Here is a 22,452-nt window from a genome sequence, read left to right on the forward strand (position 1 = left end):
CCTCCAAATTAACAGGGTTGAATGACCAGTATGTATAGTGTGGTGTTTCAAAAAAGCATTTAGCCTGACCTACAGCAATAGCAATTCGCAAAAATTCAGTCATAAATTCAAACTCAAAAACCTGAGAGAAGATTGGTTTTTAAATTCTAAATTTTGAATTTTGAATTTTGAATTTTGAATTGATACACGCTGTGCCAACGCACATAGGATAGCTAGTTGCTAACAAGAACGAATCACTTATTTTAACTGAGCAACAGAAATTACTGTAGCTGCAAATTCCACAGTACTCCAGAACAGTATATGTCCTATGTCTGCTAATCCAATTGATACAGCCTTAGCGGAGTTAGAAGCCCAAATAAATAACTGCGAAAAGGCTTTGTTGAGGTGTATTGAGGAAAAGAAAATGAAATCAGAAAAACCAATGTCAATCAACAAAATTAATAGACAGCTACAACATAATCCTATTGCCATTATTGGTATGGCTTCTCTACTCCCCGAAGCGAGAAATTTACGGGAGTATTGGCAAAACATAGTTAACAAAATTGATTGTATCACTGATGTTCCTGCCACTCACTGGAGCGTTGAAGATTACTACGACCCCAACCCCAGAACCACCGAAGATAAAACCTATTGTAAACGGGGTGGCTTTATTCCTGAGGTTGATTTTAACCCAATGGAATTTGGCATTCCTCCCAGCATCTTGGAAGTAACCGATGTTTCCCAACTATTAAGTTTAGTAGTTGCGAAAGAAGCGATGGAAGATGCTGGTTACGGCGAATCTCGCGAATTTAACCGCGATTTGGTGGGGGTAATCTTGGGTGTGGCTATGGCCAAGCAATTGGGTATGCCATTGTCTGCACGGTTAGAATATCCAATTTGGGAAAAAGTCCTCAAAAACAGTGGACTTTCCGACGAAGACACCAAGAAAATCGTCGATAAAATCAAAAGTGCTTACGTCAAGTGGGATGAGAACGCCTTCCCCGGTATGCTGGCTAACGTCGTTGCTGGACGTATCGCCAACCGCTTGAACTTTGGCGGGATGAACTGCGTCGTGGATGCAGCTTGCGCTAGTTCCTTCGGTGCTTTGAAGATGGCCATTAGCGAACTAGTGGAACATCGTGCCGATATGATGCTGACTGGTGGTGTAGACACAGATAACACCATCATGGCTTATATCTCCTTTAGCAAAACCCCAGCCGTATCTCCTAGTGATAACGTCAAACCCTTCGATGCAAAATCCGACGGGATGATGTTGGGTGAAGGTATCTGTATGCTGGTGCTGAAGCGTTTGGAAGATGCAGAACGTGATGGCGATCGCATTTATGCAACTATTAAAGGGATCGGTACTTCTAGCGATGGTCGTTACAAGAGCATATATGCTCCCCGCAAGGAAGGACAAGTCAACGCCCTACGTCGCGCTTATGAAGATGCGGGCTTCTCTCCCGCAACCGTTGGTCTGATGGAAGCCCACGGTACTGGGACAATGGCTGGCGACCCCACCGAGTTCGGTTCTTTAAGAGATTACTTTGGCGAACACGACAAGAAAAAGCAGCATATTGCTTTGGGTAGTGTAAAGTCCCAAATCGGTCACACCAAAGCGGCGGCTGGTGCAGCAAGCTTGATTAAAACAGCCTTGGCACTGCACCATAAAGTATTACCAGCGACAATTAATATTACTGAGCCTAACCCCAAGCTCAACATCACAGAATCCGCTTTTTACCTCAACACCGAAACCAGACCTTGGATTCGCCCAGAAGGAGAAGCACCAAGAAGGGCTGGGGTGAGTTCCTTCGGTTTTGGTGGGACAAACTACCACGTAGTTCTCGAAGAACACGAAGCCGAACAAAATCGCCCTTACCGCTTACACAACAGCGCCAGCGAAATCTTACTGTTTGCTGCAAACCCGGCGGAACTCCTCAAACAGTGTGAGGAAGTTTTAGGTAAGTTGCAATCTGCGGGTGGTAACAAGCACTATTCCCAATTGGTACAAGATTGTCAATCAGTCGAAATTCCCCAAAATGCAGCTAGATTAGGCTTTGTCGCTGAAAATATGCAAGAAGCTTGCAAGTTCATGCAAACCAGCATTGACTGGCTGAAACACAAAGCAGGAGCAGCTAACTGGGAACATCCCCAAGGTATTTACTACCGTGCTTCCGGTATGGAATTAAACGGTAAAGTTGTCTCCCTGTTCTCCGGTCAAGGTTCTCAATACCTGGAAATGGGACGGGAACTGGTGATGAACTTCCCCACCTTGCGCCGTCTGTTCGGTTACATGGATGGGTTGTTACTCAAAGATAACCTCCGCCCCCTATCTGAGATTGTTTTCCCCAATCCTGTGTTTGATGAAGCCCAGAAAAATGCTCAAGTTGCTGCACTGCAACGCACAGAATACGCACAGCCAGCAATTGGGGCATTTAGCGCCGGGTTGTATTCTATCCTCAAGCAAGCTGGGTTTAAGTCTGACTTTGTAGCCGGACACAGCTTCGGGGAAATCACCGCTTTGTGGGCTGCGGGTGTGTTGAGTGACGCAGATTATATGTACCTAGTGAAAGCTAGGGGTCAAGCAATGGCTGCGCCAGAAGACCCAGACCATGATGCAGGGACAATGCTGGCGGTGAAGGAAGACCTCAACAAAATTGAACCAATCCTCAAGCAGTTCCCTCAAGTTAGCATTGCTAATTACAATTCTCCCACCCAGATTGTCTTGGCAGGGCCGACAGGCGAAATCGCAAAAGTCCGTCAAGCTCTACAAGCCCAAGGTTACGCGGCTGTACCCTTACCAGTCTCCGCCGCCTTCCACACCTCACTGATTGCTTTCGCCCAAAAATCCTTTGCGATCGCCACAAAATCAGTCCAATTCAACGAGCCAAAAATCCCTGTATTCACCAACGTTACAGGTAAGCCTTATCCCAAAGACCCCCAAGCGATTCAAAAAATCCTGGAAACCCACCTGGCTAACTCGGTGTTGTTCAAGCAGGAAATTGAAAATATCTACGCTGCTGGCGGTCATTGCTTCGTAGAGTTTGGGCCGAAGCGGATTCTCACCAACTTGGTGAAAGATATCCTTGGCGATCGCCCCCACATCACCGTCTCCTTGAACCCCAGCACCCAGAAGAACAGCGATCGCTCTTTGCGGGAAGCAGCCGTACAAATGCGTGTGATTGGGATGCAGTTGCACAACCTCGACCCATACCAAGCACCACCTGCACTACCCCCAGCCGAGACAAAGAAAGGTCTGAATGTCACCTTACGGGGTATCAACTACAGGTCAGAAAAAACCAAAAAGGCATGGGAAGACGCAATGAACGATGGGTTCAAAGTCTCCCTACCCTCTGCACCTACTGTCACAGTTCCCCCTGTCATCTCTGAACCTGTAACACCAGTCAAAGAGACTAACGGTAACGGACATGGCAAAATCGCCGAACTACCCAAGATTTTAAATAACTCTACTAGTATTACCCCTGCCAAACCTGAAATGAATTCTGCGATCGTTTCACCCAAACTAGTCGAAGAAAAGAAGATGCAAACACCAGAAAAACTGGACAACTACAAGCGAGTGCTAGAAAGCTTAGAGTACCTGACAACTCAGTTCCAAAAAAACCAAACTGAGAACCTCCAAGTTCACGGTACTTACCTCAACCATCAGATGGAATATACCAAAGCGTTCTTCCAACTGATGCAGCAACAAAACGCCTTGTTTGCAAACGCCAAATCTTCCCAAGAAGCTGCACAGCTAAAACTAGTGGTGATGGAAAGCTTGGATCGCAGCATGATGCAGTTTCACTCCCAACAAGGTGAAACCCTCCGCATCCATGAGAAATACCTCCAAGAACAGGTGGCTTATGCTAGAAACTTTTTTGAACTGATTCAACAACAATATTCAATGGTGTTGTCTGGTCAAGTGAATACGCCAGTCATTGAGACACCAGTCAAGGAAACTCCTGCTTTCACCATTGAAGCACCCGTAACTCCCACAGCAAAAATCGTTGAGCCTCAACCTGAGTCTGTGGTCAAAAATGGCTTCAACATTGTTGATGCACCAGTTACCCTCGCACCCACAGCTTGGCAAATTCAGTCTGAACCTGTAGTTGCAGCAACCGCTTCTGTCGTCTCTACCATTGAGCCTGAGCCAGTAATTGAAGCACCCGTAGCTGCACCCGTAGTCAACCAAGTTGTAGAATTTACTTCCGCACCTGCACCTGTAGCCGCACCAGCCATTGATGTTGCTGACTTGGATAAGAACCTCCTAGCAATTATCAGTGATAAGACTGGTTATCCAGTAGAGATGCTGGAACTGGAAATGGACATGGAGGCAGATTTAGGGATTGACTCCATCAAGCGGGTAGAAATCTTAGGGGGATTACAAGAAGTGTATCCCGACCTACCCAAGCCCAACTTAGAAGAACTGGCAGAAAAACGCACCATCGGGCAGATTGTTGATTATCTCAAAGCTAACACCGCTATTAGCCAATCTGTAGGCATAGCAATTCAGCAAGCGCAACAAGCAGCCGAGATACCAGCACCAGTAGTTACTGCAAGTATAGCTGCACCGGAACCTGTAGTTGCTCCTACACCCATTGCACCTGAGCCAGTCGCTATTCCTGCAACACCAGAGCCGGAAGCAGTCGCAGACACCACCGACTACGCAGACTTAGCGCAAACCCTACTCAACATTACTAGCGATAAGACTGGCTACCCAGTGGAAATGCTAGAACTCGATATGGACATGGAAGCAGACCTGGGGATTGACTCCATCAAACGGGTAGAAATCCTGGGAGCAATGCAAGAAACTTACCCCAACCTACCCAAGCCCAACATTGAGGAATTAGGCGACCTCCGCACCATTCGGCAAATTGTTGACTACCTCCAGAAGCTGGCGGGAGGTGAAAAAAAAAGTCTCAGTCTGAGCGGGACTGGCAGCCAGTCAGTATAATCGGGAACGTCCCACGCCGTCCAGCCAAACTCAAATACCTGCCAACACCGGATAGCTTGGACTTTTCTTTACCAGAGGGACACATCTGTTTAATTACCGATGATGGTTCCCTCACCACCTCCCAAGTAGCGCAATCTCTGACAGAGCGTGGTTGGAAAGTTGTAGTCTTAAGCTTCCCCCAATCCCTGGTTCCCCAGCAATCGCCCTTACCCGCCAATGTGAACCGTGTCACCCTCGCAGATATGAGTGAAGAACTACTCCAACACAAATTATCAGCGATCGCCTCAAACTACGGCAAGATTGGCGCTTTCATCCACATCCACCCGGTGTTCCAAAATTTGGGGATTTATATATCACAAGAAAAGTCAATTGTCAAGCACGTCTTCTTTATGGCGAAACACTTGAAGAAATCCCTGACGGAAGCCGGACGTTATGAGCGTAGTTGTTTTGTGGCAGTGACTCAATTGGATGGAGCCTTTGGCTTAGAGCATAACACCAATTTTGGGGCGATCGCTGGCGGTTTGTTTGGACTAGTGAAAACTCTCAGATGGGAATGGCCAAATGTCTTCACCAGAGGGATTGACTTAAGCCCCGCGTTGAACCCTCAGCAGTCAGCACAGTTTATTCTCGACGAACTACACGACTCCAACCTTTATATCCCTGAAGTCGCTTACGGTTCCCAAGGACGCGTCACCCTCATCAGTTAATTACTCCGCGTTCCTCAGCGCTTACCTCCGCGTTCCTCTGCGTTGAAAAATATACTTTTTTACCTCACGCAGAGGAGCAGAGAGATAAATGAGATACTTTTACAACTCAATTATATGACTACACTCACTCAAGTTCGTCCTGCTTCGGTTTTTGTTGTAAGTGGTGGTGCGAAGGGCATTACGGCGCAGTGTGTGATTGAATTGGCGCAGCACCAGCCTTGTCGTTTTATTCTCCTTGGTCGGTCGGAAGTTATTGAAAATGAGCCGGATTTTGCTCGTGATTGTGTTGAGGAGTCGGTTTTAAAAAAGGCGATTATGCAGCATTTGTTGGCGCAAGGGGAAAAGCCTACGCCAATGAGTGTGCAGAAGGTTTATCACAAGATTGTTTCTAGTCGAGAAATTAAGGCGACTTTGGAGGCGATCGCGGCGACGGGGTCACAGGTAGAATATATTGATGTTGATGTGACTAATGTGGCTGAGTTACGGCAGAAGTTAGCGGATGTGGGGAAAATTACGGGTATTATCCACGGTGCGGGTAATTTGGCGGATAAGTTGATTGAGAAGAAGACAGACCAGGATTTTGAGAAGGTTTATACGGCGAAGGTGCAAGGGTTAGAAAATCTGCTGTCTTGTGTGGATGCTAATCAGTTAGAACATTTGGTGTTGTTTTCTTCAGTGGCTGGTTTTTATGGGAATATGGGGCAATCGGATTATGCGATCGCTAATGAAATTCTCAATAAGTCTGCCCATTTAATTAAGCAAAACTATCCCCAGTGTCACGTTGTGGCTATCAATTGGGGCGGTTGGGATAGTGGGATGGTGACACCAGAACTGAAAAAAGCCTTTGCAGAACGGGGAATTGATATTATCCCTGTGGATGTGGGAACAAAGATGCTGGTGAATGAATTACATCCTAGTCACCATGATTCTACACAAGTGGTCATTGGTAGCCCCATTATTCCTGCGCCGGGAAACATTGACCCCCAGTTACGCAGCTATCGCATCCGTCGCCGCATGACTGTAGAGGCTAATCCCTTTCTCCTAGACCATGTGATTGCTGGTACTCCAGTATTACCCGCTACCTGTGGGATGTCTTGGATGATTAATGCTTGTGAGGAGTGTTATCCCGGTTACAGGTATTTCCGTTGTCAAGATTTTAAAATTTTGAAGGGTATTACTTTCAATGACAAGGTAGCTAGCGAACATATTTTAGAAATACAAGAAGTTGCTAAACATGGTTCTGAATCCATCGAATTTAAGACCAAGGTACTTAGCAAGACACCTGAAGGGAAAATTCATTATCATTTCAGCGCTCACATCACCATAGTGCGAGAGTTACCAGCAGCGCCAGTGTATGAATCTCTCGATATGACTGAAGATCATACCATTGGAGCGATCGGTAAAGATTTTTATCAAAAGGGCGGTTTATCCCTATTTCATGGCATCTCTTTCCAACAAATCACCAGAGTTTTAAATATCAATTCCCAGAAAATTACCGTTGAATGTTGTTGGGCAGAAATTCCCCTAGAAACTCAAGGACAATTCCCCGTCAAATGGCACAATCCTTACGCCACAGATTTGAGTACACAACCCCTATGGCTATGGTTGAGTCATGTACATCAAGAAGTATGCTTACCAGGACAAATCACCAAATCAGAACAGTTTCGAGCCATCCCTCGCAACAAACCATTTTATGTTTCTTGCGAAATTGAACACAAAACACCATCTGGTGTCACAGCCGATATCATCCTCCATGACCGAGAAGGAAAAATCTACTTCCGTATTTACCAAGCAAAAGCCATCATTGCACCGATGAATTTACACTAACCAAAGCCAGAGGTGTAGGAAGCAGGGGATGAATTTGATGCGCTAAAATTATCAAATTCTTAATCCTCTCTGCGCCTCTGCGTGATAAAAATCATCAACCCTTACACACTCCCCAATTCTTAAAATAAAACCCTCAAAACATCCTAAATGATTTAGGATTGCTATAGTAGGCCGAAACGAAATCAGCCGCATATCTTTGCTTGTCTGTAAAGTACCGTAAATCCTATAAGACTGCGATTTGATTTTTGCCAAAACTGCCCAGAATCCAAACAGGTTTCTTTCTTACTTCCTACTATTTGTATGAGTAAGTATAGCTACGCCAAACTGCGCGGACAAAAATCAAAGCAGGTTATTCTATTAAGTTTGGGGAATAGCTTCATTAGGGGTCTTAAAGATATAAGGGTGTAGAGGAAGCGTCTTTTTTCTCTACACCCCTATACCCCTACACCCCTACACCCACCCCAACGGGGCTTAGTAAATCCAAGAATTCGTAATTCGTTATACCCTAACGAGGATATCAGTAGTGGAAAAAATCGCCATCATTGGCTTATCATGCCTCTTTCCTGATGCTAACAATCCTGAGCAATTTTGGCAGAATCTCACCGAGCAGAAAGATTCGACATCATCTGTAACTGTTGACCAAATGGGTGTAGATCCCACAATATTTTACGACCCAGTAAAAGGCAAGCCGGAAAAATTTTATTTTCTCAAAGGTGGATTTATTCAAAACTTCCAATTTGATGCTAGTGAATACAATCTGCCATCAGAATATGTGGAAAGCTTGGATAATACCTTCAAATGGTCGCTATATGCGGCTAAACAAGCAATAAAACATAGTGGTTATTGGGGAAATCAAGATGTCCTCTCTAAATGTGGAGTCATTTTAGGTACTCTCTCTTTCCCAACTAAGCTTTCTACTCAACTGGTTACACCTATTTATCGACAAACTATAGAGCCTGCTGTTGCCGAACTTTTACAAAATCAAGATTTCCATCTGGCTGCTTTACCCACAGCAACTAAACCATCTCTACATAATGCGATGATATCTGGTTTACCAGCCGCATTAGTTGCTCAGGCTTTTTCTCTATCAGGTACTCATTTCTGTATCGATGCGGCTTGTTCTTCTGCTTTTTATACTATCAAGTTGGCATCTCACTATCTGTGGACAGGTAAGGCTGATGTGATGTTAGCTGGTGCTATTAGTTGCTCAGACCCTCTATTTTTGCGGATGTTGTTCTCTGGGATTCAAGGCTATCCAGAAAATGGCATTAGTTCTCCTTTAGATAAATCATCCAGGGGCTTAGTTACATCCGAAGGCATTGGTATGGTAATGCTGAAACGGTATAGCGATGCTGTGAGAGATGGGGATAAAATTTTGGCTACAGTTTGCGGTAATGGGCTTTCTAATGATGGGAAAGGTAAGCATTTGCTCAGTCCCAACACCAAAGGACAAGTTACAGCCTTTGAGAGAGCCTATAAAGAAGCCCAACTTGACCCTAAAGCTATAGATTATATGGAGTGTCACGCTACCGGCACTTTGTTAGGAGATACGACGGAATTTAATTCCATCGAAACCTTTTTTGGCGCACATGAAGCCGCACCATTAATAGGTTCAACCAAAGCTAATGTGGGTCACTTGTTAGTTGCGGCGGGGATGGTGAGTTTGACGAAGGCCATTTACAGCATGAATTATGGTGTGATTCCACCCACGATTAATGTCAATGACCCCATAGCTACTGATAACAATGTCATTTCTCCCCAAAACATTGTTCGGACTCCCACAGCCTGGCCTAACAATACCGGAACTAAACACGCGGCTTTAAGTGCTTTCGGTTTTGGTGGTACAAACTCCCATCTAATTTTGGAAAAAACAACAGATTTGTAGCCATCTGAGGGAACACCAAAAAATAGGCATTGCTAATGAGTTTAGAGGGTGCGTCAGTATGAATAATTTCTGGGTATGTTTAAGTCTTATTGCACTGACGCACCCTACATCTTCTTAAACTCTTTGCGTCTTTGCGCCTACCCTTCGGGAACGCCAAGGGCGAATGCGTGAGACAAAAATCATCCCACCAATCAACAACGCCATTAATTCTCCATTCAACCTTGACAGGCTAATAGTAAAGTCATGTTTGCAGCAGAAAATAACAACACAGCAAAAATCGCCATTGTAGGTATGGATGCCTTCTTTGGTGAGTGCAATGGCTTAGACGCTTTTGAACGCAGTATTTATGATGGTAAGCAGCATTTCATTACCCTACCGCCGAAAAGATGGTATGGCATTGACGAGCAGAAAGACTTACTCCAAGAGTATGGTTTAACTGATGCTAAAGCCCCTGTAGGTGCTTATATCAAAGATTTTGACTTAGATACTCTCGCTTATAAGATTCCTCCCAACGAAGTCGAAAAACTCAACCCTCAACAATTGCTACTGTTGACAGTGGCCGATCGCGCCCTGAAAGATGCGAAAATTCCTGAAGGTGGCAATGTCGCTGTAATTATTGCGGCTGAAGCTGAATTGTCTGTACACAAGCTACAACAACGCTGGGATTCATCTTGGCAAGTTAAAGATGGTTTGAACGCGGCGGAAATTACCTTACCATCACCACAAGTTTCCCAACTGGAAAGTATCGTTAAAGACAGCGTTCACCATCAAGTGGAAATTGGTGAGTATTTAAGCTACATCACCAATATCATGGCTAGTCGGATTTCCTCTTTGTGGAATTTCACCGGCCCTTCTTTCACTCTCACGGCTGTAGAAAGTTCAGCTTTTAAGGCGGTGGAAGTTGCCCAAATGCTGTTGATGACTCAAGAAGTAGATGCAGTGGTTGTGGGTGCGGTAGATTTGGCTGGCGGCGTGGAAAACGTATTATTACGCAGTCAAGCAGCACCAATTAATACGGGGATAAATACTCTCAGCTATGACCAAAAAGCCAATGGTTGGACGGTGGGAGAAGGTGCGGGTGCAGTTGTTCTCAAGCGTCATCAGCAAGCGATAGAAAATGGCGATCGCATTTATGCTGTAATTGATGCTATTAGTATTGGACAATCCCATACAAAAGTAGATGGGGAAAGTGTTAATCAAGCCTGTCAGCAAGCCTTAAAGATGGCGGGTGTACCACCTGAGCAAGTCAAGTATGTGGAGGTTTGCGCCAGTGGGATTCCCCAGGAAGATGAGGCGGAAATCGCTGGTTTAGTTCAGGCTTATCCATCGGTGGGTGATGGCTTGCACTGTGCCATTGGCAGTGTCAAAGCGAACATTGGTCATACTTTTGTGGCTTCGGGAATTGCCAGTTTAATTAAAACTGCTTTGTGTCTGTATTACAGATATATTCCGGCTACGCCTAATTGGTCTGGTGTGAAGACTCCCCAAGTATTTGAGGGTAGTCCCTTCTATGTAGTCACCGAATCTAGACCTTGGTTTTTGAGCAAGAACGCCTCACGACGCATTGCGGCGATTAATGGTATGGGCTGTGATGGTAGTTATGCCCATGTCATCTTGTCGGAAGAAACCAATCAAGCTGAACGCCCGAATCAGTATTTGGAACAGATGCCCTTTTTGCTGTTCCCGGTGGCTGGTGATGACCGGACAAGCCTATTAGAGGCTTTAGATAAGCTGCAAAAGAGTATTGCGGAGAGTGCTGATTTTTCTCGTAGTGCAAGCCTAGCTTTTACTACTTTCCAGCAGCAATCTCAAGCTAACTACGCGGTATCAATTACGGGGCGGAACAAAAAAGAACTGCTCCGAGAAATCGAATCTGCACGGAAAGGCATTAACGCTGCTTTCGATAAAGGTACAGATTGGCAAACTCCTGTAGGTAGTTATTTCACAGCCCAACCCTTGGGAAAAAAGGGTGAAGTAGCTTACGTGTATCCGGCGGCGGTGAATTCCTATATAGGTATCGGGCGTAATCTTTTCCGCCTCTTCCCCAAACTCCACGATAATTCCTTCGTCAAAAGCCTCTACAAGCGGGCGGCGGATATTGAAAGATTGGTTTTCCCCAGAAGCTTGAATAAGTTATCGACTAGGCAGTTAGAACAGCTAGAGAAAAAACTCTTGAGTGATTCTTTAGCCATGTTTGAGGCGGAAATTTTCTGCACCAGATTGCTGACGACAATTATTCGGGATGATTTTCAAGTCCACCCCAAATATGTGTTTGGCTACAGCTTGGGTGAAACCAGTATGATGGTTGCTCAAGGGATTTGGAGCAACTTTTCGGAAGTTAGTAACTCTTTTAACTCATCAACTTTATTTGGTGATAGATTATCCGGGCCGAAAAATGCAGTGCGTGAGTATTGGGGATTACCAAAAGCTGCTGCGGCTTCAGGTGATAATTTATGGGGTAATTATGTATTGATGGCTAGTCCCCTCCAAGTGCGGGATGCTATCCGAAACGAACCCCGCGTATATCTGACGCAAATTAATACACCGGAAGAAGTATTAATTGCTGGCGACCCAGCCGCTTGTCAAAGGGTGATTAAAACTATTGGCTGTAATTCTTTCACAGCACCCTTTGATCATGTAATTCACTGTCAAGCCATGCGATCGGAGTATGATGAGTTTGTTGAATTAAACAGTTTACCAGTCCAAGATATTGCTGATATCACCTTCTACTCTGCGGCTGAGTATCAACCGATAAAGCTGGAGACTGGAATTGTTGCTAACAGTCTGGCGACTGGGTTGTCTCAAGAACTAGATTTTCCCAAGTTAGTCAACCGCATCTACGACGACGGGGCAAAAATCTTTATTGAGGCTGGCCCTGGTAGCGTTTGTTCTCGCTGGATTGACAAAATTTTAGAAGACAAAGAACACATCACAGTTTCCCTCAATCGTCGGGGAATCGATGACCATACTTCTTTTGTCAAAGCTTTAGCTAAACTTGTCAGTCATCGGGTGAATGTGGATTTGTCACCACTGTACAGCCCAGTTATTGAAACTAGCAACTTAAATAAAGTCATGCTACGGAACATAACCTTGGGTGGTGACTCCATCAGTGGCAAAATCTTGAGTCCAGAAAACCTCCAGCTATTTGCAGAAATTAGGGAGAAAAAGCAGCAGAATTTAGTAACACCTAGTAATACTTTAGGTATTAATTCAACGTATTTATCTCATCAAAAAAGTCTACCAAAGCCAAAACCGTTTTCCGCAGAAAATATCATTGAACACGGTTTAAAGCCAGAAGAACCATTAAAATCGTCTGAGTTAACTGCAACTCAACCAGCCACACCGCCAGATTTTCTCTCCAATACCACCACCGATATCGAATTTGCGACCATCATCAATATGTTGGATTTAAATAAGGCTCAGTATCAAAAACTGAATGCGAACAATTTGCAAATAACGCAAAATCACACAGCCTTCTTAAAAGCCAGACAAGATTTTAGTCAGCAAATGAGTGAAATTATTCAATTACAAATGGTTTGTGCCGAAGATTTATTGAATAACGACGGGAACTAGTTTAGTCAGCTATTACGCCTTTAAATTACATAGTCACTTGCATAGTTTGTTAACAGTTGGCAGTTAACTGTTAACCGTCAACTGTTAACAGCCAAAATGAAAAGATGTGCAAGTTAAAGCAAGGACAACTTAAGAGTTTTAGTTTGAGGGAAATTTGGTAATAGATAATTGGTCATTCTCTACTCCCCATTACCTATTACCCATTACCCATTACCAATAGGTAGTAATTCATTGCTAATCGTGCGAGGGAACGACCGTGACCACTGTTGATGCGTTGATAAATAAATATGATAATGGTTTAGGCTTTTTAGCTTATACTTCATATCAAAATCTAGCTTGGAAAGGTTCTTTAGACTGCATATCTTTTGAACACACAGCCATAAAAAATAAACTATTGGCTTTAGATAAACCTTGTTATATTGTGAAGGTTGCTGGCAAAATTGGTGTCACAAATGACGGTTATCTATCTGCTGCTGAACTTGGAACAACAGGACAAGTAGAACTTTTAACATCTCTCTCATCTATCCGCATTCAACAATTGGGCGACCCCAGTTTTCTCTCGTTTTATGGCGTACAGTCTGCCTATATGACTGGAGCAATGGCTGGTGGTATTGCCTCGGAAGAAATGGTCATTGCTTTAGGTAGAGAGAAAATTCTCGGTTCTTTTGGTGCAGGTGGTTTACCTCCAGAACGTTTAGAAGTAGCTATTAATCGGATTCAACAAGCGCTACCTCATGGCCCTTACGCCTTCAATTTAATTCACAGTCCCAATGATATGGCAATTGAACGCCGGGCTGTGGATTTATACCTCAAATATGAGGTGACAACTGTAGAAGCTTCAGCATTTTTAGATTTAACTGCCAACATTGTTTATTATCGCGTGGCAGGATTAAGTTTAGATGATGCCAATCAAATTCAAATTAAAAATAAAGTCATTGCCAAAATTTCTCGCCGGGAAGTTGCGAGTAAATTTATGCAGCCTGCACCAGCCAGAATTATTAAAGAATTGCTGGAACAAGGTTTAATTACTGAGTTGCAAGCAAAGCTGGCAGCTAATGTACCAATGGCTGATGATATTACCGTCGAAGCTGATTCTGGCGGTCATACAGATAATCGTCCCTTGGTTTGTTTGTTACCTTCTATCATTGCTTTGCGGGATGAAATTCAAAGACAATATAATTACTCGCAACCTATTAGAGTCGGTGCAGCCGGAGGAATTGCCACACCAGAATCAGCTTTAGCAGCCTTTATTATGGGTGCTGCTTATGTGGTGACTGGTTCGGTGAATCAAGCTTGTATTGAATCTGGTGCTTGTGACCATACCAAGCAATTATTAGCGCAAGCGGAAATGGCTGATGTAATTATGGCTCCCGCCGCCGATATGTTTGAAATGGGAGTGAAATTACAAGTCCTCAAACGCGGGACGATGTTTGCTATGCGGGCGCAAAAGTTGTATGAATTGTACCGCAATTATGACTCGATTGAAGCGATTCCTTTGGGTGAGAGAGAGAAGTTAGAAAAACAAGTTTTTCGCAAGACAATTGCTGAGGTTTGGGAAGGGACTGCGGCTTATTTATCTCAGAAAAATCCTGAGAAATTGGGTAAGGCAGTTAATAATCCTAAATTAAAAATGGCGTTGATTTTCCGTTGGTATTTAGGTTTGTCTTCCCGTTGGTCTAGTGCTGGGGAAAAAGGCAGAGAAGTAGATTATCAAATTTGGTGCGGCCCGGCGATGGGTGGGTTTAATGACTGGGTGCGTGGTTCTTATTTGGCAGAAGCAAATAATCGGCACGTTGTTGATGTTGCTCATCACATTATGACTGGTGCGGCGTTTTTATATCGCATTCAAAGTCTGAAAATTCAAGGAATGCAAATACCTGATTCCTACTGTCAATATCATCCGGTTCGTTACTAGAAATGGTAATTGGTAATGGTTGAAAGATTCATGATAAACCGCCAATTACCAATCACCAAGATTATAGGCAACTTGACTTACTAAATAATTCGGAGATTTCATAATGAGTCTAAAACAAAATTATAGTGCAGCAGATATTCAAGCTTGGATGATATCTAATCTAGCTGAATTGTTGGGAGTAGATGGTGATGAAATCGATGCTACTGTCAATTTAGAAAGCTATGGTTTGGATTCGGCACAGGCAATGGTACTAGTTAGTAAACTAGAGCAATTGTTGGGATTTCAACCATCACCTTTGTTGTTGTGGCATTACCCCACTATTGAATCGTTGTCTGAACGTTTAGCTGAAGAATTGGAAGAACAATCTGAGGAACAAAATACAGATTCTGCTACTGCTAACCACAGTAATGGTACACCAGTCCTCGATTTACAAGCTGAGGTAGTTCTTGACCCAGTAATTCATCCTGGTGGTGCGATTCCTGTTGATTTTCCGGTGACTCAACCGAAAAAAGTGTTTCTGACTGGTGGGACTGGGTTTTTAGGCGCTTTCTTAATTCGGGAATTGCTACAACAAACTCAGGCTGATGTCTATTGTTTGGTACGCGCTGCTGATGCTCAAGCAGGTAAAGCCAAAATCCAAACCAATCTGGAAGGTTACGCAATTTGGCAGGAAGAATATGAGTCGAGAATTATTCCTGTTGTTGGGGATTTAGCGGAACCACTTTTGGGTTTAAGTTCCACACAGTTCCAAGCTTTGGCGGCGGAAATTGACACTATCTATCATAGTGGCGCGTTGTTGAATTATGTTTTCCCTTACTCAGCCCTGAAGGCTGCGAATGTGTTGGGAACTCAAGAAGTTTTAAGATTGGCTTGCCAAATTAAAGTCAAGCCTGTGCATTATGTTTCTAGCGTGGCGGTGTTTGAATCACCTGTCTATGCTGGTAAGGTAGTCAAGGAAAGTGATGATTTTAGCCATTGGGAAGGGATTTTCCTTGGTTACTCCCAAACCAAATGGGTGGCAGAAAAGTTGGTGAAGATTGCAGGCGATCGCGGTTTACCTGTTACTATCCATAGACCACCCTTAATTGGTGGAGATAGTGAGACTGGTATCGGTAACACCCACGACTTTATTAATTTGATGGTTAAGGGTTGTCTGCAAATGGGATGCTTCCCCGATGTAGAATATATGCTAGATATGTCTCCTGTAGATTATGTCAGCAAAGCGATCGTGCATCTATCTATGCAGAAGGAATCGCTAGGTAAAGCTTTCCACCTACAACACCCAGAACCAGTATCCTTAAGTGTCTTAGTTGACTGGGTACGTTCCTTTGGCTACGAGATTAAAACTCTTCCCTACGAAGAATGGCAAGCAGAGTTAATCAATAATGCCACTTCTGTAGATAATCCTTTATACACCTTGCGTCCCTTCCTCCTAGAACGCTGGTCTGATGAACAACTCACCATCCCCGATTTGTACCTCAAAGCCAAAAGACCCCACATTAGCTGTCAAGACACCCTCAAAGCTCTAGCAGGTACATCTATAGGTTGTCCGCCCATTGATGGCAAATTATTCATGACCTACACAGCTTACTTGATTCAAACCGGGTTCTTAACCTTGGCGTGAGGAGAAGACGCGATGAATCGCGTCTCTACAGATGGTTTATTTCATGCGTGTAACCCAGTTTCGCTGAGAAACTGGGTTTTTCCTGTTGCATGATATTAAATAAGGTTTATCAATAACACTACCCTCCTTAAATAAATGCTATAAATGGAGTTGAATTCGGGTTAAACCTCATTGAACAAATCCCTAACTTAAATAAATGAATGCCTGTTCTGCAACATAGGCGATCAACACTGTTATGAGTGAGTTATCCTGGTTTTTGTCAAGCAAGTGCAGTCTACGCGCGTAAGTTCTATGAGCTAGTTTGAAGTGTAGCTGTCTTTATCGCATTTAGTTGTGGATGGGTGGGTAGTTTGATGATCTCAAATGTCTGTGTTGTGGCTTGGAGTGATAAGTGACAAGTGATGGGTTGTAAGCAAGATATTTTTTCTTTGCTGTCCTAGTCCCCAGTCACTAGTCCCCAGTCCCGAAAATACTGGATTAGGCTACACAGAGTTTACCCAAGATATCGATGCGTAAATCCTGCGGCTCAGAATTTGGAGACTAGCAGGTTACAATGACAACTCTTACAGGTAAGACAGTACTTTTAACCGGCGCTTCACGCGGTCTTGGTGTCTACATTGCTCGTGCTTTGGCGAAAGAACAGGCAACGGTAGTTTGTGTTTCTCGTTCTCAATCAGGATTAGCCCAAACGTGTAATGCGGTTAAGGCTGCTGGTGGTAAAGCGATCGCTATTCCTTTTGATGTGAGGAACACATCACAATTATCGGCTCTTGTCCAGCAGGCTCAAGATATTGTCGGCCCTATTGATGTCTTGATTAACAATGCTGGCATCGAAATTAACGGAACTTTTGCGAATTACTCTCTAGCGGAAATCCAATCAATCTTCAACACTAATCTATTGGCTGCTATGGAATTAACACGTTTGTTACTACCCAGCATGATGGAACGCGGTAGTGGTCGGATTGTCAATATTGCTTCTTTAGCTGGTAAAAAGGGCGTTGCTTTCAACAGCGTTTACTCAGCTAGCAAGGCAGGTTTGATTATGTGGACTGATGCGATGCGTCAGGAATTAGTTGGTACTGGTGTCAACATTTCGGTGGTTTGTCCAGGCTATGTCTCGCAAACTGGGATGACTGTTGATACTCGTGTCTCTGCGCCCAAATTAGCAGGTATTTCTACGCCCAAAAGTGTAGCTAATGCCGTTGTTAAAGCTATTAAAAATAAAACAACCGAAGTAATTGTCAATCAAAATCCCATCACGGAAAGTTTGACAAAATTGATGTTGGCTGTGGGACAAATTTCTCCCACTTCGGTGGACAGAATTTATCGTTGGTTCGGTGTAGTGGATTTCAACCAAAAACGGGCGGAAAATAGAGTCAAAGACGGCTATGTAGCTGTTGAGTCTCATCGCTCATGACTCCGCAGTTGCTTAGGGAATGAGGTTTTGATCAGATCAATAATGCCAGAATTTTGGCTGCCAGCCAAAACCCGCCACGGCAACAGCAGCAACACAATTATCATCTGGCACTAGCTCTAGGAGACTCCACGCTGGAGCTGTCTGTAACTTAGCTGGTTCTGTGGGAGTTAGTGCTATTTCAATTTCCTCTAATTTAGCGATGCCGTCACCCGTTGCTTTAAGATAAGCCTCTTTACAAGTCCAGTAACGAAAGAAAATTTTTTGTTTTTGCTCATCGGGTAGCGATCGCAATAATTCATATTCTCGCGGTAAAAAGAACCTTTTGGCAAGGGATTCTAAATCAGATGTGGGGCGGAGATATTCTAAATCGATGCCGATTTGGCGCGTGTAATTGACTGCACACAAGGCCAAGTTCTGGGAGTGTGACAAGTTAAATAATAAACCACTCTCGGCAAAGCGATCGCCTAATATTGGTTTACCACGGGATTCATAATCAAATTTAACTTGCCCTGGTTCCACACCCAAATAGCCCCCCAAGATACTGCGGAGAATACCACGACCAGCAGTAAAACGCCGGCGATGTTCGGGAAAATAAAATCTGTTTGCACGGGCTAATTCGTCACTAGATAAGGTAGCGGCTAAATCCTGTAGCTGTGATTCTGGTTGGTCAAGGGGAATGCGCCAGAGATGAACTTCATCTGACAATAAGGTTAAATTTGGGGGTTTTGGTAGCCAAGTATGCTGCAACAATTAACAATTAAAAATAAATGAACGCAATTATTAATATAAGATTTTTATTAAACTTTTAGAGACTTATATTAATGGGCTAATTAACCCTGTTTTTTCCCTCTCTTAGTCTGCCAAAAGAACTTTGCAAGGTTAATAGCAGCAAAAAAAATCTCTTTCTCCCCCTGCGTCCCCTGCTCTCCTTACTCCCCCCGCTTGCCTTAGTCTAGCAATTTTGGGTTGGTGAACTACTAGGCAGAGGAAAAGTAAAAATCAGGTTGAGTCATAGATATTGAACTGGTTAAGTTATGAATCAAAGAATTATCCGGCGACAAAAAAAACCAGCACAGTATTACACCGAAGAATTAGGAAATGATATTGGCTTAGATATGATGCTCATTCCTGGGGGAACTTTCCTCATGGGTTCACCAGACAGTGAGGAAGCAAGATTGAGGTATGAATCACCGCAACATGAAGTAACGGTGGGTAAATTTTACATGGGGAGATATCCAATAACGCAAGCACAGTGGCGGGTAGTAGCGGAATGGGAAAAAATAGACATGGAATTAGACCCAGACCTATCTAACTTTAAAGAAGATTATCAGGGAATAGATAGATGGACAAGACCAGTGGAAACAGTGACATGGGAAGAAGCGAAAGAATTTTGTGAAAGATTAAGCAGAAAAACAGGGAGAGAATATCGCTTACCGACAGAAGCAGAATGGGAATATGCGTGTAGAGCGGGAACAAGCACACCATTTCATTTTGGGGAAATAATCACAACAGAATTAGCTAATTACAATGGTGAAAATGTTTATGAAGGCGGAGTGAAAGGGGGATATAGAAGACAAACAACACCAGTGGGATATTTTCAAGTAGCGAATAATTTTGGACTATATGATATGCACGGAAATGTGTGGGAGTGGTGCGAGGATGATTGGCATGATAGCTATGAAGGCGCACCGAATAACGGTAGTGCATGGGTAGAAAGTGGTACTGGTAGTACAAAAGTGATACGTGGCGGTTCTTGGAGAGACATTGCTATGGACTGTCGTTGTGCTTCTCGCATCGACGACCTAGTTTTCGAGAATAGAATTAATGGTTTTCGAGTTGTGCGTGTTATCTCCAGTACTTAGTACTATTTTATGCCTTTCTCCTCTCGCCCAAAACGCGAAAAACTTTTGTCCCTCTCAGACTAAAATAGCCAGTTATTTGGTAAGTGTGGGAGTGCCTGTTGTTCCACCAACTAAAATCTGCTAAATATTACTGGCAATATTAAAGTATGGTAGTTACTAAAATGACTACACCTTGAAAGGCAGTATATGCAGCAAGACTTTAGCCGTCGTAAATTTGTATTATATGGTGCAGCTACTTTTACTACTAGCCTATTACTAAAAGCTTGTAGTAATCAAACTCCCACGCCAACGGCTAGTAGTGGAGCGGAAGGGTTTAAAATAGCGATCGCCCTACCTGGAGCTATCACAGACCAAGCTTGGAATCAGTCTGGCTATGAAGGACTAAACTTAGCTAAACAAAAGCTCAATGCAGAAGTCGCCTATGTGGAACAAGTCGCCCAAGCCGACCAAACAGAAGCACTAACAGACTTTGCCCGTAAGGGTTATAATCTTGTATTCGCCCACGGTGGACAATTTGATGCAGCGATAGAACAAGTTGCGCCGCAATTTCCCAATACATTTTTTGTGGGTGTTAATGGTAATACCAAAGCCGAAAATATTGCCTCTTTGCGAATCGACCACTTACAAGGTAGTTATTTATGTGGCATCATTGGCGCGTCTGTAACTAAATCAAATAAATTAGCTTATATTGCTGGACAAGAATTTACCGCCACACAGGAAGAACTAAGAGGATTTGAATTAGGAGCAAAATCTGTTAATTCCAATATACAAATTGTCTCAACATTTACAGGTGATTGGAGTGATGTTGCTAAAGCAAAGGAAGCAACATTAGCTTTAATTTCCTCCGGTGTTGATGTCATTTATCAATGGTTTGATAGTGCCGCACCCGCAGTTTTACAAGCAGCCAGTGACAAGGGAGTTTACGCCTTTGGCAATACCAAAGACCAGTTAGATATTGCCCCCAAAGCAGTGTTAACCAGTGCAGTTAAAAGATTAGATATAGCCATAGCCTATTTAGCCGAAATCGCGCAGCAAAAACAACTCAAAGGACAGATATATACTATTGGTTTAGAACGAGAAGATATATTATTTTTAGGTAAATTTGGCGCAGCAGTATCGGAAGATATACAACAAAATGCTTTAAAAATAAAACAGGAAATTGTTGCTCAAAAAATTACTTTTGCAACTTGTCAGGAAGCTGGTAAAAATACACGTTGTGTCAAAAAAGCCTAAATGTATTTACGTTTAGAAAATATTAGCAAACGCTTTAATTCATTTGTCGCTAATGATAATATTAGCCTGAGTGTTGACGCTGGTAAAATTCATGCAATTCTAGGTGAAAATGGCGCTGGTAAAACCACTTTAATGAATATTATTAGTGGTCTATATCAACCGGATGCAGGAGAAATATATTTACAAGATCAGGCAATAAAAATAAATTCTCCCAATGAAGCCATAAAACTAGGCATCGGTATGATATATCAACACTTCATGCTTGTGCCTCAGTTAACTGTGACTGAAAATATCATCTTGGGTAGGGAAAATAGTTGGCGTTTAAATCTGCGACAAAAACAACAAGAAATTGCCGCTTTATCCCAAGTTTATGGATTAGAAATTGATCCTACAGCGAAAGTAGAAGATTTACCTGTAGGCACACAACAGCGAGTAGAAATTCTCAAAGTTTTATATCGCCAGGCTAAACTATTAATTCTCGATGAACCAACAGCCGTTCTCACACCCACAGAAGTAGAATCATTAATTATTATCTTGCGACAACTGGCGGCGGCTGGTAATACGATTATTTTTATCAGTCATAAGTTAGAAGAGGTAATCAATCTCTGCGATACTGTCACAGTGTTGCGGCGAGGTAAAGTAGTAGCGACAACGACAACTAAAGATGTGACTCCTCAGCAATTAGCAGAATTGATGGTGGGACGGGAAGTAGCTTTACAAGTCAATAAATCTACATCTGCGCCAGGAAAAGTCATACTTTCAGTCCAGAATTTGCAAGTTGCTGATGATAGGGGTGTCCTGGCTGTTCGCAATATTTCCTTTCAATTGCACACTGGTGAAATTTTGGGAATTGCTGGTGTAGATGGGAATGGACAGAGAGAATTAGCTGATGCCATTACCAATTTAAGAGGCATCATCAATGGTAAAATTCAACTTAGTAGCTCTTATCCTCAACAAAAAATAGGCTACATCCCTGAAGATAGGCAAAGAATGGGCTTGGTGTTGCCGTTTACCATTGCCCAAAACTTGATTTTGAATGTTTTTAAAAACATCCCCTTCTGTCGTCATTTCTTATTACAACCATCCGCCATCAAAAATCATGCCCAAGTTACGATGCAGGAATTTGATATCCGGGCGACTGGGGAAGATATCCAGGTAAGCCAACTATCGGGGGGAAATCAACAAAAAGTAGTTTTGGCGCGAGAACTGGCGGGAGAACCAGATTTAATTGTGGCGATGCAGCCCACACGGGGATTAGATGTCGGAGCGACAAGTGCAGTCCGTTCCCGTTTGTTAGCAGAACGCGATCGCGGTGCGGCAATATTGTATATTTCTACTGAGTTAGAAGAAGTGATATCCATGAGCGATCGCATTGCCGTAATCTATAGAGGTGAGTTTGTCGCTATTTTGGATGCACAGACGGCGACGAGAGAAGAAATTGGTTTATTGATGGCTGGGGGGACACGCAGAGGATAA

At 43.4% G+C, this 22,452-nt stretch carries 12 protein-coding genes; 11 read left to right on the top strand and 1 reads right to left on the bottom strand.

All coding sequences use genetic code 11. The features are described 5' to 3' along the window. The first annotated feature begins 307 nt into the window (after positions 1-307). The 8 genes from ACN222_RS26705 to ACN222_RS26740 all read left to right on the top strand — a co-directional run bounded on the left by ACN222_RS26705 (position 308) and on the right by ACN222_RS26740 (position 17,881). Complete coding sequence (locus tag ACN222_RS26705) at positions 308-4,933, top strand: beta-ketoacyl synthase N-terminal-like domain-containing protein (RefSeq protein ID WP_395939676.1); 4,626 nt, start codon at positions 308-310, stop codon at positions 4,931-4,933. Positions 4,934-4,989: 56 nt separating this feature from the next. Continuing rightward, positions 4,990-5,640 carry a polyketide synthase gene (locus ACN222_RS26710; RefSeq protein ID WP_395939675.1) on the top strand — a complete coding sequence of 217 codons (651 nt, stop codon included), beginning with the start codon at positions 4,990-4,992 and terminating at the stop codon, positions 5,638-5,640. Positions 5,641-5,754: 114 nt separating this feature from the next. Continuing rightward, positions 5,755-7,467, top strand: a complete 1,713-nt coding sequence (locus tag ACN222_RS26715) for an SDR family NAD(P)-dependent oxidoreductase (protein WP_010999477.1) — start codon at positions 5,755-5,757, stop codon at positions 7,465-7,467. Positions 7,468-7,990: 523 nt separating this feature from the next. Further along, positions 7,991-9,352: a polyketide synthase gene (locus tag ACN222_RS26720; protein ID WP_010999478.1), complete on the top strand. Its 1,362-nt coding sequence runs from the start codon at positions 7,991-7,993 to the stop codon at positions 9,350-9,352. A 243-nt stretch (positions 9,353-9,595) separates the two neighbouring features. Next, positions 9,596-12,925: a PfaB family protein gene (locus tag ACN222_RS26725; protein WP_010999479.1), complete on the top strand. Its 3,330-nt coding sequence runs from the start codon at positions 9,596-9,598 to the stop codon at positions 12,923-12,925. Between the two features lie 256 nt (positions 12,926-13,181). Next, on the top strand, positions 13,182-14,840 hold the full coding sequence (locus ACN222_RS26730) for a PfaD family polyunsaturated fatty acid/polyketide biosynthesis protein (protein WP_044522614.1): 1,659 nt from the start codon (positions 13,182-13,184) through the stop codon (positions 14,838-14,840). A 103-nt stretch (positions 14,841-14,943) separates the two neighbouring features. Then, a complete protein-coding gene (locus tag ACN222_RS26735; RefSeq protein ID WP_010999481.1) occupies positions 14,944-16,464 on the top strand; it encodes a thioester reductase domain-containing protein in 1,521 nt (506 codons plus the stop codon). A 553-nt stretch (positions 16,465-17,017) separates the two neighbouring features. Next, the gene (locus ACN222_RS26740) at positions 17,018-17,881 is read left to right on the top strand and encodes an SDR family NAD(P)-dependent oxidoreductase (RefSeq protein ID WP_010999482.1); all 864 of its coding nucleotides are present in this window, start codon (positions 17,018-17,020) and stop codon (positions 17,879-17,881) included. Between the two features lie 36 nt (positions 17,882-17,917). Here the strand turns inward: ACN222_RS26740 and hetI are convergent, their stop codons facing one another. Next, positions 17,918-18,631, bottom strand: a complete 714-nt coding sequence (gene hetI, locus ACN222_RS26745; protein ID WP_044522635.1) for a 4'-phosphopantetheinyl transferase HetI — start codon at positions 18,629-18,631, stop codon at positions 17,918-17,920. A 284-nt stretch (positions 18,632-18,915) separates the two neighbouring features. Here hetI and ACN222_RS26750 point away from each other — a divergent pair, with 284 nt between their 5' ends. From ACN222_RS26750 to ACN222_RS26760, 3 genes are all read left to right on the top strand, one after another. Next, complete coding sequence (locus ACN222_RS26750; protein WP_010999484.1) at positions 18,916-19,743, top strand: formylglycine-generating enzyme family protein; 828 nt, start codon at positions 18,916-18,918, stop codon at positions 19,741-19,743. Positions 19,744-19,929: 186 nt separating this feature from the next. After that, positions 19,930-20,976 (top strand): BMP family protein, encoded by a 1,047-nt coding sequence (locus tag ACN222_RS26755; RefSeq protein ID WP_010999485.1) that lies wholly within the window; start codon positions 19,930-19,932, stop codon positions 20,974-20,976. After that, the gene (locus ACN222_RS26760) at positions 20,977-22,452 is read left to right on the top strand and encodes an ABC transporter ATP-binding protein (protein ID WP_010999486.1); all 1,476 of its coding nucleotides are present in this window, start codon (positions 20,977-20,979) and stop codon (positions 22,450-22,452) included. It begins immediately after the preceding gene.

The sequence above is a fragment of the Anabaena sp. FACHB-595 genome, assembly GCF_048568275.1.
Lineage (GTDB): Bacteria > Cyanobacteriota > Cyanobacteriia > Cyanobacteriales > Nostocaceae > Trichormus.